Source organism: Paenibacillus sacheonensis (genome assembly GCF_009909195.1).
GTDB lineage: Bacteria > Bacillota > Bacilli > Paenibacillales > Paenibacillaceae > Paenibacillus_Z > Paenibacillus_Z sacheonensis.
The window spans coordinates 1-16,689 of sequence record NZ_JAAAMU010000027.1 but is presented as its reverse complement, the minus strand read 5'-3'; the positions used below and the strand labels follow the sequence as shown (position 1 = coordinate 16,689).

Here is a 16,689-nt window from a genome sequence, read left to right as displayed (position 1 = left end):
CGAATCTGAAAGTTTGTTTTTAGGTTAAAAACCTAGCCAGCTAGAATCGCCGTCAATCTGTCTTGGAATGCCGGCACGCCGACACGGTTGACATAGTTATGGAACGTCTCGCCTGCCTCGCGGCCTTCTTTATAGAAGTGAATGAGTTGAACGAGCACGCCGCCAAGGTCGTCGCCTTTGACGCGGCCTTTCAATGCCGTGTTGAACTGGGCCCCTGGTCCAAGAATACCGCCTACTGCGATGTCGAACGCATCGACCATGCCTTCGGGCGTCTTCACGAGCGCGCCTTGCAGGCCGATGTCCGCGATATGCTTCTGGCCGCAAGCGTTAGGGCAGCCGATGAAGTGAATGCGGATTTTCTCGTCCAGCTGAACATGCTCGTCCAAGTATTCGGCAACGCGTAAGGCGCGTACTTTCGTCTCGACGACGGCCAGGTTGCAGAACTCGTTGCCCGTGCAGGATACCGTGCGGCTCATGAACGGCTTCGCATTCGGCGACAGACGTTTCAGCACCGGTACCTGCAGCGCCGCTTCGACTTTATCGTCCGGAATGCTGGCAAGAATGATGTTTTGCGACATGGTCGTACGAATCATGCCGTCACCGAACTCGTCGGCTGCGTCCGCGAGCTGCTCCAGCTCCGAAGAGTTGGTACGGCCCACCGGCACGTTCAAGCCGATGAAGTTCAAGCCGGCTTCCTTTTGCGGATAGACGCCGTCATAGTAAACGGCATTCCATCCGACCATTTTGCTTTCGCCGGCGGAAGGCATGTCGCCGATGATTTCTTTCAGCTTCTCGAGGAATTTCTCCGGCCCCCAATCCGCGACCAGGAATTTTAAGCGGGCTTGGTGGCGCTTCTCGCGATACCCGTAATCGCGGAAGATTGTCGTAACGCCGATCGATACCTTCAATACATCCTCGGGACGAACGAACAGATCCAGTTCTTTTGCCAGATGCGGTTTCGCGGACAAGCCGCCGCCGACAAAGACGTGGAACCCGACGACTTCTTCGCCGTCGATGACTTTCGTAGCCGGCACGTACGCCAAATCGTTGATCTCTGCATTGGCGTTGTTATAGATATTGGACGAGATGGACATTTTATATTTACGCGGCAAATTGGAGAAATCGCGGTTCATCAAGTAGAAGTCGTTGACTTGCTCGACGATCTCGCGCGTATCCATGAGCTCGTCGCGATCGATGCCGGCAAGCGGATTGCCGACGATCGTGCGCGGGCAGTCGCCGCATGCTTCATAGGAGTACAGGCCGACAGCTTCCAGGCGGTTGAAAATGTCCGGCATGTCTTCGATCTTCAGCCAGTGGTACTGAATCGCTTGGCGCGTCGTTACGTCGATCAGATCGCGGCCATAGTCGCGGCCGATCGAAGCGATCGCACGCGCTTGCGCGGAAGTCATGATCCCGGTGTTGATCCGGATCCGCATCATGAAGTAGCCGTCGCGCGGCTTTTGCTCGTACACGCCGGCCCATTTGAACCGGTTCATGTCATCTTCGGGAATGGAAGCATAGCCTTCCTTCGAATATTTGTCGATGATCGTGCGAATGACGTCGAGACCGTCTTTTTCAGCTTTGATAAATTCGAATTTATTTAATTTGGAAGGGTCGTTCATCCAGATCGCTTCATAGGCCACTTTTGTCGTTCCTCCTTGTGTATTGTCGCCTGGTGCAGGCAAACGCGAAAATCCGACGATTTTCGTATGAAATCACTTTAATGAATGTACCATAATTAAGATGAAGCGACAACGAAAAGCACGTATTGTATTATAAGAAATTATTATATTTAAAGACAGGTCTGTTTATAATAAAAGCACCCCTTTTAGAAATGGTGACAAACTTGTTACGATTGTCGATTGTGACTTGCAACGGACTCGTGATGAGGCTAACATAGGTAACATAGGCTACGTGCGAAAATGAAGGAGGATTTCACCCATGTTTCTTGCAGAGAACGCATCGACGGCACTCGCGAAGTTCGATCCCATGGATATCATGATGCTGTTGTTTACGATTGTTATTTTCATCGGATGGATTCGTTTGATCATGGCTCGTCCGAAGAAAAACGTATTCGCGATCGGATTTACGACAGTTGCGCTGCTCGTGTTCCTTTTCGCCAATTACGTCATGATTTTCAAAGTTTGGATGTCGTAATACGCGTTTCGCACACATATGAACGGATGCTTGGACGATACTGCCGCCGCCAATCTTGGACCTCAAGATTGCGGCGGTTTTTCGTTATGTCGACGAATGCCATTTGACCAGTCTAAGCTTCAGCCATGCGATGATTACAGCCATCAAAAGAAGAAGCCTCCGCTGACAGGTCAGCGGAGGCTTCTATAATATGCGCGGTGATGATGAACTTACACCCACCACATCTCGCCAAGCGGCTCGCGGATCAGGATGGATTGGAGATTTTGAACGGCTTTCGTGAAGCCCTCGTCCACGGACATCAGGCCGTCTTCGTGCTCGATGCTGACGACGTAGTCGTAGCCGACGAGGCGAAGCGCGCTGATAATGTCGGACCAGACTTTCATGTCGTGTCCATAGCCGACCGTACGGAACTGCCAAGCGCGGTCAAGCATAAGCGCGTACGACTGCATGTCCGTAACGCCGTGTTTGTTAACGTTGATCGGATCGATCGACGTGTCTTTCGCATGGAAATGGTGGATCGCGCCGGCGCGGCCCAGGATATGGATCGCTTGAACCGGATCGATGCCCTGCCACCACATATGGCTCGGATCAAGGTTGGCGCCGATCGCGTCGCCGGCAGCTTCGCGAAGGCGAAGCAAGGTAGCAGGCGTATGGACGGAGAAGCCGCCATGCAGCTCGAGGCCGATTTTAACGTTGCTTTCCGTTGCGAGCTTTCCGATCTCCGTCCAGTAAGGGATGACTTTGTTCTCCCACTGCCAGTCGAGGATTTCTTGATAATCGTTCGGCCAAGGGGCAACCGGCCAGTTCGGATATTTAGCGTCCTCGTGGTCGCCGGGGCAGCCGGAGAACGTATTGACAACCGAAACGCCCAGCTTGGAAGCCAATTGGATCGTTTTGCGGATGATGGCGTCGTGTTCGCTTGAGATCGCTTTCTGCGGGTGCAGGGGGTTAGCGTGGCAGCTAAGCGCGCTGATCGTGAGTCCGCGCGCGTCGATGGCGTCTTTGAACGCCTTCAGCTTGCTTTCGTCGGCAAGCAGGACGTCCGGATCGCAGTGTGCGTTGCCAGGGTAACCGCCCGTGCCGATTTCAATGGCATCCAGACCTTTGGAAGCGATGTAGTCCAGTGCGTCTTCAAACGATTTCTGAGCAAATAGAACGGAAAATACGCCGAGTTTCATACGAGTATAGTTACCTCCCAATGGTTATGTACTTCAAGTCTCTATCCATTATAGCATGGGCAATATGCCAGGTTAAGATTCGGAAGGGCCAATGACAAAAAAACATACATAAAGGACAAAAATGAAAACGCTTATTCAAGAAAAGCAAAAGGCTCAGTCCAGCGAGGGCCATGCGCTTCGGAAATCATTTTTTTTCCTATTAAGTAATGGCCGCGATTGAGAGGTGCATAATCGCAGAGAGCGGAGATTATCGGCTGCCCAGCCGTTTCCTGCAGGTTAGCGGCTTTTGTTTATACCTGCGCTCTGTTAAAATGAAAGAAAATACGTGATTTGCAAGATAGGATGGCGGACGTTTACATGAATATGATGAAACGGCAAGATGTCGAGCTGCTGGCTCCGGCCGGTGACTGGGACTGCATGCGGGCGGCGGTGGCGAATGGTGCCGATGCCATTTTTTTCGGCGTGGAGAAGTTCAACGCGCGGGCGCGGGCGAACAATTTTCAAACCGACGAGCTGCCGGAAATTATGGCGTTCCTGCACAGCTATGGCGTGAAAGGGTTTTTGACCTTTAATATATTGGTGTTTCAAAATGAGCTGGAAGACGCGAAACGGCTAATCGATTCCTGCATCGATGCGGGCGTCGACGCCGTGATCGTCCAGGATCTGGGGCTCGTAAAACTGATCAGGGAGCTGTCGCCAGACTTCCCGATCCATGGCTCTACGCAGATGACGATCACCTCGCCGGAGGCGGTCGAATTCACGAAGCCGTTCGATATCGAGCGGGTTGTGCTTGGACGGGAGAATAACCTGAAGCAAATCAAGACGATCGGCGAGCAGGCGAAGCTGCCGATGGAGGTGTTCGTGCACGGAGCGCTGTGCGTTTCGTACTCCGGACAGTGTCTGACCTCCGAAATGTGGGGCGGCCGATCCGCGAATCGGGGCGAGTGCGCGCAAGCTTGCCGCTTGCCGTACGATTTAATGGTGGACGGCGAGCATAAGCCGATGGGCGACATCGCCTATCTGCTTTCGCCGAAGGACCTCGCGGCCGTGGAGCTTGTGCCTGACCTCATTGAAGCAGGCGTGACGTCCTTCAAGATCGAAGGACGGTTGAAGAGCCCCGAGTACGTGGCGAACGTTGTCAGCAAATACCGGCGCGCGATCGACAAATATTTCGACGGCGACCGCTCGGCGCCCTCGAAGGAAGAGATCCGCGAGCTGCAGCAGAGCTTCTCCCGCGGGTTCACGTCCGGTTTTCTCGAGGGGACGAACAACAAGAAGCTTGTGGAAGGCACGTTTCCGAAGAGCCGCGGCGTCTACCTCGGACGCGTGGAGCGCATTCTGCGCGATGCCATCGTGTGCCGGATCGAAGCGCCGTTGAAGCGGGGAGACGGCATCGTGTTCGACGCCGGCGACCCGACGAAGAAGGAAGAGGGCGGCCGCGTGTACGACGTCCGCAGACAGGGCGTCAAGCTGGAAGGCGAAGCGCAGGAAGGGACCGTGATCGAGATCGTTCCCGGCCGCAGCGACGTCGACCTGCACCGCGTTCACGTTGGAGACCGCGTCTGGAAGACAAGCGACCCGGCATTGGACAGACGGCTTCGCGCGACCTTCGAGACGGAGAAGCCTTATCGCGTGTTTCCGTTGAACCTGAAAGTCGTGGGCGAACTCGGTCAGCCGCTGCGGACCTGGTGGACCGACGTGGAGAAAGGCAACACGGTCGAGGTTACATCGGAACTGCTGCTCGAGCATGCTCAGAAGCGCCCGATGGACGAAGCTTTGCTGCGTGAACAGCTTGGCCGGCTGGGCGGCACGGTGTACCAGCTGGAGACGCTCGACGTCGAGCTGGACGGCGACCTGATCGTGCCGATGCGCGAGCTGAACCGGATGCGGCGCGAGGCTGCGGAAGCGCTGGCGGGCGAACGTCCGAAGCCGCCCGTGTACGTGAAGCGCAGCGTCGAGACGTACGGCGACGCGCATGGCGGCAGCGCCGCGGGCCATACGCGCGGCGGCGGAGCTACGCTTTCCGCCGCGGCGGACCGCACGGCCAAGCTGACGGTGCTATGCCGCAGCCTGCCGCAATTGGAAGCGGCGGTGCGCTCCGAGAAGGTTGGCATGGTTTATGCCGATTTCGAGTTCATTAAGCAGTTCCCTGCCGCCATGGAGCTTGCGCGGAGCGCGGGCAAGCCGATTGCTTTGGCGACGCCGCGGATTCATATGCCGGGCGAGAACGGCTATCACGCCAACATTCTTAAGCTGAAGCCTGATGCGGTACTGGTAAGGAATACGGGTGCGTTGTATTACTACTTGCGCGCCAAGGCCGCCAATCCGAACGAGCCCTTCCCGCGGCTGATCGGCGATTTTTCGCTGAATGTCGCTAACCATAAGGCATCGGATTTGTTCCTGGATGCGGGCTGCGATCTCATCACGCCATCGTACGACCTGAACGTCCAGCAAATGTTCGATTTGCTGAGTGCGAGCGATACGTCGCGGACCGAGATCGTCATTCATCAGCATCTGCCGATGTTCCATACGGAGCATTGCGTATATTGCACGTTCATGAGCGAGGGCACCGACTATACGAACTGCGGACGTCCGTGCGAGGAGCACCGCGCTTCCCTACAGGACCGGATCGGTATGTCCCATCCCGTCCGGGTCGACGAAGGCTGCCGGAATACCGTTTACAACGCCATCGAGCAGTCCGGCGCGGAATATATGGTGCAGTTCAAGGATTTGGGCGTTTCGTCATTTCGTATTGAATTTTTGGAAGAAACGGCCGATAAAGTAGAAGAGGTTATCGAGCTGTACAGCGACGCGCTTGCCGGACGCATCGGCGGTACGCAGGTGTGGCGCAGTCTGAAAGCGATCAATCAGCTGGGCGTTACGAGGGGCCAGTTGGTGAAATAGACGTATCGTGGGAGAGACCTTTAACGGGGTCTCTCTTTTCTTTTTTTGGGTAATAAGGAGTACAAGAAACGTTTCATTTCGACAATCCCGAGAGGAATTTGCCCAATGGGAAGCGAATTATAGCAACTATTAGCGCCATTTGGGACAAAACGACGGTTTGAAGTTCATATTGACCTGGATGAATAAACGAAGCGCGGTGAGGGTGCCAATGAATCAGAACAACAATCAAGGATCGCAGCATGATCAATGGCTGGGTCAAGTAATGAAAGCAGAACAAACGATCCTAGATGGGCAGATGCCGTCAATCGAGCAGCTTATGGCCATTCCTTCAGAGATAAGAATGAAGTCCCCCCTGCTGCTTCGCGCCGAATGCGAACATAGACTGTTGAACGGACAGCCGATGGAAACGAAGCAAAGGCTGGAAGCCGCGCTTCGCGGTTTTGCCGCGCAGGCCGACGAGTCCGCGATGCTGACGATGATGGCGATGCTGGGGCTCTTGTATATTCAGGTTGGAGATCTGCACGAATCCAAGCCTTTCATGACGCTGCTCGAGCAAGAATGGGCGCGCAACCGGGAGCATTGCAGCGGTTTCGTCCCATGGGCGCTGGCCCGATCGGCGGCGAGCGCGCCGAACCATCCATCCCGATTCGAAGAAGCGCTGGGACTGATGATGGCTGCGGTAGAACGATTTCGGGAAGAAGGCAGGCCGCTGTGGACCGGCTTTGCCCTGCTGGACAGCCGGATCTTCGATCCGCGGGTACAGTCGAATCCGGACTGGCCGTTCTGGTTGAATTGGTTGAAACGGCATACGGCGGAGCAGCCGCTGGCCGCCGCGGTCTTGGATCTGCTCGGCAGTCCGAAGCCCGATGCGTCCATGTGCGAACGGCTGCCTGTTCGATACGCTTATTTAAGCAAGGCCGTCGTAATGGGAGAAGCTGAAGAGCGCCTGCCGGAGGAACTTGCCGATGATATCGAGTGCGGCATTTATGCCGCAGGGGCCTTAGCGAGACGGATGTTGGCGGAGAAACGGCTCGAGGCGGCAGCGGAAGCGCTGCGGCTGTTTGAACGCAGACAGCGGCTCTTGTCGACGCCTGCCGCCCATCGGCTGGCGGTCGAATTGCAGGAGCGGCTGGCTGCGGCGACGGTTGATGCTACGGCTGCAGCTGCCCGGCCCGGAGAAAGTCTGCGTCCCATTGCTGATGGTTCCCGCGGGCTCGGAACCGGAAGGCAAAACGATTTCCCGCAGCAATCACCTCCCGCGGCGGAACAATCGAACGCCAGCGCGGGCGCAAGTGCAGGTTCGAAGTGGAGAATCAAGCTGTTTGGCGGCATCGGCTTCAGCACGGAGGATGGCCAGCAGGCCGAACCGGTTTGGAAGCGGCGCAAAGCCGGCGAGTTATTCACCTACCTGCTTCTGCAGCCGGCATATAAATCCAATCGCGAGCAGGTCATCGAGCGGGTTTTCGGCGAGGGCGACCCCGCGAAGCGCTCCAATCAACTGTACGTAACGCTGCATGACCTGCGCAATGCGCTCAAGGAGATCGGCCTGCACGAGGAAGCTGTGTACGCCAAGCGAGGGGTGGTGGGTATAGCGGAGCAGGCGGTCGAATCCGTAGACGTCGAGACGTTCATAACGCTATCCCGCGTGGGGGACCAGCTATGGATGGACGACCACGAGGCTGCCAGCCGGCTGTATGAGAAGGCGATACCGCTCTACGGTCTCCTTGCGACTGAGCTCCCTTACGCGGAGTGGCTGGAGCGCACCAGGGAACAGCTGCTGGACAGGCAGACCACGATGCTCAAAAGACTGGCGGCGTTCTATGCCGATCAGAAAGACGAAGCGCGCGAAGAACAGCGGCTGTCCGATTGGATCGCGCTGCGGCCTGAACACGAGGAGGCGTTCGAAGCCATGATCAGGCTTTGCTTGCGCGGCAACCGCCGCGTCGAGGCGATCAGCTGGTATCGCCGGCTTGAACGCGTTTGGAAGGAAGAACTCGGTATCGAGCCGTTGGAAGAAGTCAGGAAGCTGCTATGGAAATGACGACGCGGCAGAAAAAACCGCCTGTGTACTACAACGGGATGCTGCTCAATCGTCTGCTTGCCGTCTTCTTGATTACGATGCTTGCCGGCGTGCTCATCGTGCGGGCCGAAGCGCTGCTGGATGCCTACTTTAATAAAATGTTCCCGTTTCCGGTAGTGATCCTGGGCTTGGGAGCGCTTTTTCTGGGCTTGCTGCTCCTGTGCATATCCGTCATAAGGCTTCAGCCGGTTTTCAGTATATTGCAAGCGCAATTCAGGCCGGCAGGCGGACAAAGCCAAGAGAGTCAGACCAACAGGGCGCTTCTGCGGCTGTACCGGCTTCCGTATGAGCTCTTCGCCGGCATGTGTTTGTTTGGCTTGCTGCTTTCGGTCTTGTTCCATGGCATGGATATCGCAGCGTATATCATGCAGGAGCAGACTGACGGCTTGCGTCTTCTCGGGACGGTCGTGGGGGAGCAAGGCCTGTTTATCTTCATGGCCATTATTTTGTTTACTTCGGTACGCCGCACGCTCAGACCGGTTCTCATGCGGCTCCAGCCGCTGCCGAGCGGATTCGACGGCCGGGCATCCGTCGCCCAGCCGCTCGTGATCACCTATACGAGCACGTTCATCGTGACGATCCTGAGCCTGCTTCAGCTGGCGATTGTGACGGCTAGCCCCCATGAACCGACCGATCCGTACAAGTTTGGCATCATGGCCATGTTTTATTTTATAATGGGATTAAGCTTGTTCAGTTACGTAACGATGCAATTCAGGGAAGAGCTGAGAAGGCTGATCCGCGGCATCCGCGGACTGGTGGGCGGCTATGACTTGCCGAGAAACGAAGCGGCGGCCATTCTCCATGACGAAGCGGGGGAACTGGCCGTTGCTTTCAATGAACTGCAAAACCGGATTAATCGAGAATACGAGTCGCTGGAACGCGAGCTGAAACTGGCCTACAATGTGCAGCAGAAGCTTCTGCCGCCCGGCGACCTGACGATCGGTTCGTACCGGATTACGGCCCGCTGCCAGCCTTATCGCGAGGTAGGCGGGGACTTCTTCGACGTCGTGTCGCTCGGACCGAGCCGGTTCGCGATCATGATCGGCGACGTATCCGGCAAAGGCCTGCCTGCCGCGCTCCTCATGTCCGCGCAGCTGCTCGTCTTCCGGTCCGAGATCCGGCGAAGCGGCAGCCCCTCGGAGGTGCTTGCCCGCATGAACCGGCAACTTTGCGAAGCCATGGGCGATGACGGTTCCGTCACGATCGGCGTCGGCGTCATCGATTTAACCAATAATCACGTGCAATACGCCAGCGCAGGGCATCTGTCGCCCTACGTTGTTTCTAAAGAAGGCCAATATAAGGCAGTGGACTGCAGCTCGCTTCCCATCGGTATCGATCCGGATGCCGAATACGAGGAATTGAGTCTGCAGTTGGAGGACGGCGACCGGTTTCTGCTATATACCGACGGATTAATTGAGGCGATTAACCAACAAGGAACGATGTACAGCTTCGAGGGCCTGGAAGCGGAGCTTGCCACATGGAAGCCTGCGATGGACCTGGCTGTGGTTATTGACGACTGGCTTGCCCGGGTCGACCAGGAATGCGGTCCGGGTCAAGACGACAGAACCGTCGTCGTTCTCGAGCTGGCGGGGGAGTATCGCAGCTTGCTTGCCAAGCTGAACCTGTCGCAGGTCGAGCAGGGTTCGGTCTCCGGACATTTCGATAATCCCTTTCTGTCCAGGGAATGGTCGCTGCGCAGCCATCTGGGCAGCGAGCGCCTGATCGCCATGAAGCTTGGCGATTGGATGGAGGAACGTTGGCCGGAATGCGACATCCGCGAAGACGTGCAAAGCGCGATATGCGAAGCGATGATTAATGCCATTGAACATGGCAACGGACTGCAGCCGAATAAATACGTGACGCTGATTGCCCAAATCGGCGGCATGCTTGCGGTATGCCGAGTTTATGATGAAGGCGGCGGCTATTTCCCCCGTCTCAACCGAGACGAAGAAGAGATGCGCAAGAAGCTGGAATCCGAGGATCCGCGCGGCTGGGGGCTCGTCATGATCGATTCGCTTGCCGACTATTGGACGACGGGACGGGATGAGCGCGGCTTCTATACCGAGCTGTATTTTATGCGTAAACCGAGAAACGCTCCGGGAGAGCATTCGATATAGAAGAGGAGGCAACACAGTGGCAGAACAACCTTTTTCGATGCATACGCGTAAATTCGAGGGCGGGATGGTACTTGAGCTGAACGGCGATTTGACGAAATCGGCGGAGGCAAAGCTGATTTCGGTCTTGGAGCAGGAGACGGAGCTGGGCCTCGGTGTTCGATTCCTGGCGCTGGATTTGACGAAGGTGGAGTATATCAACAGCGGCGGCATGGCCGTGCTGATCCGCCTGGCCCGCATGGGCAGCAAGGCCGGGGTGCATACGTTTTCCTGGGGCGTGACGCCTCATTACGAGAAGCTGTTCCGTATGGTGGGGTTGACGGAGTATATGATGATTTATCCCAACGAGTTCGCGGTCATGCAGCGAATCGAGGCGCTTAATCTTTAATGGCATCAAGCGTGAAGAAGATGGAGGGTAACATGGAGTTTCAAGCGATATACGAAACATGGCGTCATGTCTTCAAGCTCGATCCGGAACGTGCGATCAGCGACGAACAGTTGGACGCGATTTGCATGTCCGGCACGGACGCCGTGATCGTCGGCGGCTCGACGGGCGTGACGTTCGACAATACGGTCGACCTCATGTCCCGCATTCGGCGGTACGAGGTGCCTTGCGCGCTTGAGGTTTCCAGCGAAGAGGCAGCCGTTCCCGGCTTCGACCATTATTTCATACCGCTTGTCCTGAACACGGATCGGGCGGAGTGGATGGCGGGCAGGCAGATCGGCGCGCTGCGCGCGTTCGGTGCGTTCATTCCTTGGGAGATCACTTCGGCGGAAGGATATTTGATCCTGAACGGAGAAGCCGAGGCGGCGAAGCTGACTGGAGCGAACGCGGCGCTTGATGCGGAGTCGGTAACGGCGCATATCTATATGGCGGATAGGCTGATGAGGCTGCCGATTATTTATATGGAGTACAGCGGCAAGTTCGGCGATATGGAATTGGTCAAGAGAGCGGGGAGAATAACCGCGGCTGCAAGATTGTTCTACGGCGGAGGCATCGACAATGCCGACAAAGCGCGGCTGGCCGCGGAAGCGGCGCACACCGTCATCGTCGGGAACGCGATTTACGATGACTTGGCGGCTGCGTTATCGACGGTTGCCGCGGTTGCCGAAGTACCCTACAGCGGTAAATAACCACCATTTTATACGGCTTTGATGACGAAATCGGGCGTTGCGCCGCATCCCTTTCGTATCAAGGCCGTTTTCTTTTTCCTCGAACCTCTAATTGACACATCCCGGGCGGTTGTCTAGACTGGAGAATAGGCGAACAAATGCGAACAAAGGGGATTTGTGTTCACTATGTTGAATGAATTTAGCATCGATCAGGCTGTCAGCAAGCTGAATCCGCCGCAGCGTGCGGCCGTGCAAGCGACAGAAGGTCCGCTGCTCATTATGGCGGGAGCGGGCAGCGGCAAAACGCGCGTGCTGACGCACCGAATAGCTTATCTGATGGAGAAAAGACGCGTCGCGCCATGGAGCATTCTGGCGATTACGTTTACGAATAAAGCAGCGAGAGAAATGCAGCTGCGGGTAGGCTCGCTCGTCGGTCCTTCCGCGAACGATATTTGGGTATCCACCTTTCACTCCATGTGCGTGCGGATTTTGCGCAGGGATATCGGCCGGATCGGATTTACGAACAGCTTCTCCATCCTGGATTCTGCCGATCAGCTGTCTGTCATTCGCAATTGCATGAAGGAACAGAACATCGATACGAAGAAATTCGAACCGAAGAGCGTGCAAGCCGCGATCGGCGGGGCCAAGAACGAACTGATCTCGCCCGAGCAATTCGAGCAGAAGATCGGGGATTATTTCGATGGCATCGTGTCGAAGATCTACGCGTCCTACCAGAAGAAACTGAAGAGCAACAACTCGCTCGATTTCGACGATTTGATCATGAAGACGATCCAGTTGTTCAAGGACGAACCGGACGTGCTGACCTTCTACCAGAACAAATTCCGTTATATCCACGTCGACGAGTATCAGGATACGAACCGTGCGCAGTATATGCTGTGCAACATGCTTGCCGATAAACATCACAATATCTGCGTGGTCGGCGACAGCGACCAGTCGATTTACCGCTGGCGCGGCGCCGACATTACGAATATTTTGAACTTCGAGGAAGACTATCCGGAGGCGAAGGCGATTCTGCTGGAACAGAATTACCGTTCGACGTCCAACATATTGAATGCGGCCAATGCCGTCATCAGACTGAACAGTTCCCGTAAGGATAAGAAGCTGTGGACGGATCAAGGCGAAGGCGATGCCATCATGGTCTATCAAGCGGATACGGAGCATGACGAAGGCTATTTCGTGACCGGGCAAATTCGCCAGCAGGTGAATAAAGGCCGCAAATACGCAGATCACGCCATACTGTACCGAACCAATGCCCAGTCGCGGGTGATAGAGGAAATGCTCATCAAATCCGATATTCCCTACCAAATCGTAGGCGGCGTGAAGTTCTACGATCGCAAGGAGATCAAGGATCTGCTCGCCTACCTGCGGCTTATTTCCAATCCGGACGACGATGTTTGTTTCCAACGGATCGTTAACGTGCCGAAACGGGGGATCGGGGATACCACGGTTGCGAAGCTCATGGACGAAGCGGGCTTGCGCGGCGTCTCCGTCTTCAATCTGCTCGAACAGCTCGACTGGCTGGACGTGACGGGACGCGCCCGAACGGCGCTCCGGGAGTTCCAAGAGATCATCTTGAACCTGACTCGTATGGTGGAGTACTTATCCGTAACGGAATTAACGGAGAAGATATTGGAGATGAGCGGCTACCGCGAGGAACTGCAGCGCGAGAATACGCTGGAGTCGAAGGCGCGCCTCGAGAATATCGACGAGTTCCTGTCCGTGACGCAAGACTTCGAGAAGCGCAACGAGGACAAATCGCTGGTCTCGTTCCTGACGGACCTTGCGCTGATCGCCGACATCGATTCGATGGACGAGGATGAGCCGGAGGGCGGCGTGAAGGATGCCGTCGTGCTGATGACTATGCACAGCGCCAAGGGATTGGAATTCCCGATTGTCTTCATCGTGGGCATGGAGGAAGGCGTGTTCCCGCACAGCCGGGCGTTGAACGACAACGACGAGCTTGAGGAAGAAAGGCGATTGGCTTACGTGGGCATCACCCGCGCGGAGAAGCAGCTATTCCTGACCTGCGCGCGAATGCGCACGCTGTTCGGCCGGACCAACGCCAATATGCCATCGCGCTTCCTGAAAGAAGTGCCTGACGAGCTCAAGACGGACGCTTCGGCCGTGGGGCGCGGCAGGCCGGCAGGCGGAGGAAGCAGTTTTGCCGGAGGCGGATTCGGGGCAAGCAGGCCAGCCGGGTCGACTGGCAGCGGGTTCGGTTTCCGCGGGCCGGCGGCATCGCCGCAACGACCGGGGGCCCCTGCTGGCGGCGGCGTGCGTACGAGTCCCGCGGCAGGCGTAGTTCGTCCTGCTCTCCCGGGCAGAACGCCGGATGCGGCAGCATCCGCCGGAGTAAGCTTCTCCGTCGGAGATAAGGTATCCCACGGTAAGTGGGGCATAGGAACAGTCGTTGACGCTCGAGGAGCGGTCGGCGAGCAGGAGCTCAAAGTCGCTTTCGAAGCGCCGACCGGCATTCGCAAGCTGATGGCCGCTTACGCGCCGATTCACAAGGTTTAACCGTCTTAAGCGCATAGCGCACGGAGAGATTGATTTGAATATGAGAGGGAGGACGTCAATGACGACTGCGATGGAACCGGGACAAAACGCCGATTCGGCAAGCCTGGCGCGCATGCGCGAACTGGTCGATCAGCTTACGCTCCACAGCCATAACTATTACACGCTGGATCGGCCGACGATCAGCGACAAGCAGTATGACGAGCTCTATGACGAGCTTGTGCAGCTGGAGCTGCAGACCGGACAGGCGCTTCCGGATTCTCCGACCCAGCGGGTTGGCGGAGATATTTTGAAGGGCTTCGAGCCGTACCGCCACCGCGCGCGCTTGTGGAGCTTGGACAAGGCGCAGGACGCCGAGGATTTGCTGGCCTGGAATGCCCGCGTACGCCGAGCGGTTGCCGACTATAACGCCAAGAATCCCGATACGGATCCGCTCCCTGAGCCTTCCTACGTCATTGAGCTGAAGTTTGACGGTCTAACCCTGAACCTGACTTATGAGGACGGCAATCTCGTGCAGGCTTCCACGCGCGGCAACGGCGTCGTGGGCGAAGGCATCCTCGCGCAGGTCAAGACCATTCGTTCCATTCCGCTTACCATTCCGTTCTCGGATGGCATTATTGAAGTCCAAGGCGAAGGCATTATGAATTTGTCGGTGCTGGAAGCGTACAACCGAACGGCGGCGGAGCCGCTCAAGAATGCCCGCAATGCCGCTGCCGGAGCTTTGCGTAACCAGAACCCGAAGATTACGGCAGAGCGCAAGCTAAGCGCATACTTCTATAATGTCGGTTATGCGGACGGCGTTTCGTTCGATACCCATCAAGAGATGATTCAATTTTTGCAGGATAACCGCTTCAAGGTGAATGCCTATACGAGTTATTGGTCTACGATCGAAGAGGTGCAGGCGGAGCTCGAGCGCGTGGCCGAAGGGCGGCATGAGCATGATTTTCTGATCGATGGCGCCGTTGTCAAACTAACGGATATGCGCACGCGCGAGGCCCTGGGCTATACCGACAAATTCCCGCGGTGGGCGGTAGCGTTCAAATTCGAAGCGGAGGAAACGACGACAATCTTGGAATCCGTCTCGTGGGAAGTCGGCCGTACCGGTAAAATCACGCCGGTAGCGCGCGTCGAAGCCGTCGACTTGGCCGGGGTAACCGTTCAGAACTGCACGTTGAATAACATTGGCGATATCGAACGCAAGAACTTGAAGTTTGCGCTCGGTACCCATGTCTTCATCCGGCGGTCTAACGATGTCATACCGGAGATCCTGGGCAAAGCGGACGATGAACCCGGACAAGAAATCCTCGTGCCGGAGATTTGTCCGTCCTGCGGCACGCTGCTGGAACTGCGCGGCGCGCATCTCTTCTGCACGAACAAGCTCGGATGCCGGCCGCAAACGATAGCGCGCATTACGCATTTCTCCTCGCGCGACGCGATGGACATCGAGTCCTTCAGCATTATGACGGCTGAGCAGCTCTTCGACGAATGCGGCGTGCGCGATCCAGCGGATCTTTACGCGTTGTCTTATGACGACCTTATCGGTCTCGAGCGCTTCGGCGACCGCAAAGCCCGTAAGCTGGTGGAAGCGCTGGAGAAGTCTAAAGACCGTGATCTTGCTGCTTTCTTGTTTGCGCTAGGGATCCCGAATACGGGTAAAGCGACGACCAAAATGCTCGCTGATCATTTTGGGCAATTGGCTGCGATTCGATCAGCGGAGGTTGAAGAACTAGTCGGCTTGCCCGACGTGGGCGGTATCGTGGCCGAGAGTATCTACAGTTATTTCCGTGATCCGGTGGCTTCCGATAACATAGACCGGATGCTTGCCCTCGGTGTTAAGGCCGAGGCGGAGAATGCCGCTCCAGCAAGAACGGACAGCATCTTCAGCGGCAAAACCGTCGTGCTGACCGGGACGCTCTCCCTCATGACTAGGGACGAGGCAGGGAAGAAGCTGGAGGCGCTCGGCGCCAAGATCAGCGGCAGCGTTTCGAAGAAAACCGATTTCGTCATCGCGGGCGAGAGCGCCGGCAGTAAACTGACAAAAGCCAAGGAGCTCGGCGTTACGGTTATCGAAGATGAGCAGGAATTCTTGAAATTGTTAGGCGAATAAAGATACAAAGGCCGTACTTGAGCATGCATGCTCAAGTACGGCCTTTGTCATTTTTTACAAGTTGTAATCCGCTTTTAGATATGGTAAATTACTTCTTGTCGCTTTTGAGGCGCACGCCAACATCGAACGAAACGCTTTCGACAAGAAAGAAAAAAATGTTGACGAACGAGTGGAAAGCTGATAATATAATTTCTTGTGACCACGCAAGTGATCACAGCAAAACAAGTTCTTTGAAAACTGAACATATGGATCACGTCAGAATCCAACAAATGCTTTAAAGCGATTGATTCGTCAATCGTACAAGCTAGCAAAGTAATGAGCTAACAAGCTTGTTCTATACAATGGCTTCGGCCACTTTTATGGAGAGTTTGATCCTGGCTCAGGACGAACGCTGGCGGCGTGCCTAATACATGCAAGTCGAGCGGAGTTATTCCTTCGGGAATAGCTTAGCGGCGGACGGGTGAGTAACACGTAGGCAACCTGCCTGGAAGACCGGGATAA

Annotated in this window: 10 protein-coding genes and 1 rRNA gene; 9 read left to right on the top strand and 2 right to left on the bottom strand. The window is 56.0% G+C overall.

Annotated elements, in window-relative coordinates; all coding sequences use genetic code 11:
- Window positions 1–32: 32 nt before the first annotated feature.
- Entirely contained in the window at window positions 33–1,643 is a 1,611-nt protein-coding gene (locus GT003_RS29500; RefSeq protein ID WP_161704788.1) for a nitrite/sulfite reductase, read from the bottom strand.
- 298 nt (window positions 1,644–1,941) lie between these two features.
- Between GT003_RS29500 and GT003_RS29495 the strand changes: the two genes are divergently transcribed.
- Complete coding sequence (locus tag GT003_RS29495; protein WP_161704786.1) at window positions 1,942–2,157, top strand: hypothetical protein; 216 nt, start codon at window positions 1,942–1,944, stop codon at window positions 2,155–2,157.
- A gap of 209 nt (window positions 2,158–2,366) precedes the next feature.
- Here the strand turns inward: GT003_RS29495 and GT003_RS29490 are convergent, their stop codons facing one another.
- On the bottom strand, window positions 2,367–3,335 hold the full coding sequence (locus GT003_RS29490) for a sugar phosphate isomerase/epimerase family protein (protein WP_161704784.1): 969 nt from the start codon (window positions 3,333–3,335) through the stop codon (window positions 2,367–2,369).
- Window positions 3,336–3,692: 357 nt separating this feature from the next.
- Here GT003_RS29490 and GT003_RS29485 point away from each other — a divergent pair, with 357 nt between their 5' ends.
- From GT003_RS29485 to GT003_RS29450, 8 genes are all read left to right on the top strand, one after another.
- A complete protein-coding gene (locus GT003_RS29485) occupies window positions 3,693–6,239 on the top strand; it encodes a U32 family peptidase (protein WP_161704782.1) in 2,547 nt (848 codons plus the stop codon).
- A gap of 208 nt (window positions 6,240–6,447) precedes the next feature.
- Entirely contained in the window at window positions 6,448–8,280 is a 1,833-nt protein-coding gene (locus GT003_RS29480; protein WP_161704780.1) for an ATP-binding protein, read from the top strand.
- Window positions 8,271–10,436 carry an ATP-binding SpoIIE family protein phosphatase gene (locus GT003_RS29475; protein ID WP_161704778.1) on the top strand — a complete coding sequence of 722 codons (2,166 nt, stop codon included), beginning with the start codon at window positions 8,271–8,273 and terminating at the stop codon, window positions 10,434–10,436. Before GT003_RS29480 ends, GT003_RS29475 begins: the two co-directional genes overlap by 10 nt.
- 16 nt (window positions 10,437–10,452) lie before the next feature.
- Window positions 10,453–10,821: an STAS domain-containing protein gene (locus GT003_RS29470; protein WP_338045950.1), complete on the top strand. Its 369-nt coding sequence runs from the start codon at window positions 10,453–10,455 to the stop codon at window positions 10,819–10,821.
- A gap of 32 nt (window positions 10,822–10,853) precedes the next feature.
- Window positions 10,854–11,567 carry a heptaprenylglyceryl phosphate synthase gene (pcrB, locus tag GT003_RS29465; RefSeq protein ID WP_161704776.1) on the top strand — a complete coding sequence of 238 codons (714 nt, stop codon included), beginning with the start codon at window positions 10,854–10,856 and terminating at the stop codon, window positions 11,565–11,567.
- A 165-nt stretch (window positions 11,568–11,732) separates the two neighbouring features.
- Window positions 11,733–14,084 (top strand): DNA helicase PcrA, encoded by a 2,352-nt coding sequence (pcrA, locus tag GT003_RS29460; RefSeq protein WP_161704774.1) that lies wholly within the window; start codon window positions 11,733–11,735, stop codon window positions 14,082–14,084.
- A gap of 58 nt (window positions 14,085–14,142) precedes the next feature.
- Entirely contained in the window at window positions 14,143–16,188 is a 2,046-nt protein-coding gene (gene ligA, locus GT003_RS29455; RefSeq protein WP_239565906.1) for an NAD-dependent DNA ligase LigA, read from the top strand.
- Between the two features lie 356 nt (window positions 16,189–16,544).
- A 16S ribosomal RNA gene (locus GT003_RS29450) occupies window positions 16,545–16,689 on the top strand; the annotation flags it as partial.

Excerpts from the sequence above, each read along its gene's own strand:
- pcrA (WP_161704774.1), top strand. The coding sequence starts at position 11,733 with ATGTTGAATGAATTTAGCATCGATCAGGCTGTCAGCAAGCTGAATCCG.
- GT003_RS29490 (WP_161704784.1), bottom strand. The coding sequence starts at position 3,335 with ATGAAACTCGGCGTATTTTCCGTTCTATTTGCTCAGAAATCGTTTGAA.
- GT003_RS29495 (WP_161704786.1), top strand. The coding sequence starts at position 1,942 with ATGTTTCTTGCAGAGAACGCATCGACGGCACTCGCGAAGTTCGATCCC.
- GT003_RS29480 (WP_161704780.1), top strand. The coding sequence starts at position 6,448 with ATGAATCAGAACAACAATCAAGGATCGCAGCATGATCAATGGCTGGGT.
- ligA (WP_239565906.1), top strand. The coding sequence starts at position 14,143 with ATGACGACTGCGATGGAACCGGGACAAAACGCCGATTCGGCAAGCCTG.
- GT003_RS29485 (WP_161704782.1), top strand. The coding sequence starts at position 3,693 with ATGAATATGATGAAACGGCAAGATGTCGAGCTGCTGGCTCCGGCCGGT.
- GT003_RS29475 (WP_161704778.1), top strand. The coding sequence starts at position 8,271 with ATGGAAATGACGACGCGGCAGAAAAAACCGCCTGTGTACTACAACGGG.
- pcrB (WP_161704776.1), top strand. The coding sequence starts at position 10,854 with ATGGAGTTTCAAGCGATATACGAAACATGGCGTCATGTCTTCAAGCTC.